Source organism: Ruegeria sp. AI3 (assembly GCF_056541245.1).
In genome coordinates, this window is sequence record NZ_JBQFYA010000101.1 from 1 (window position 1) to 537 (window position 537).

The 537-nt window shown below is 58.8% G+C and carries 1 protein-coding gene; it reads right to left on the bottom strand.

What is annotated here, in order from left to right; translation table 11 throughout:
• The coding region (locus tag ACRZ95_RS23265) for a carbohydrate ABC transporter permease (protein WP_480555782.1) at positions 1–537 on the bottom strand (537 nt) is incomplete at both ends.

The following is a 537-nucleotide window of genomic DNA, read 5'->3' on the forward strand; positions in this document are numbered from 1 at the left end:
CGAAGAAGACGGCCAACGGCACAGCGATCGAAACGAAGGCCGCCGTGGCAAGGATTTCCCAGTTGCCTCCGCGTGTGCCCAGTAGTTCGACGATGCGGTTGGTCATCACGGTGGTCTGGCCCGATGCGTCGATCAGGAACACCTTGGCAACCAGCAGGTCATTCCACGTCCAAAGGAACTGGAAGATCGCAAACGATGCCAGCGCCGGAAAGCTGAGCGGCAGGATCAGCTTGGTGAAGATCTGAAACTCTGTCGCGCCATCGACGCGCGCATTCTCGATCAGGTCGCGCGGCAATCCGGCCATGTAGTTGCGCAACAGGTAGATGGCCAGGGGCATCCCGAATCCGGTATGCGCCATCCAAACACCCAGATACCCCTTTCCGATTCCGATGTTCAGATGGAACTTAAGAAGAGGAATCAGCGCTAATTGCAGCGGCACAACCAACAGGCCGACGACCGCAGCAATCAGCAGCGCCCGTCCCGGAAAATCCATCCACGCCAGCGCGTAGGCGGCAAATGCAGCCACGAGAATGGGGA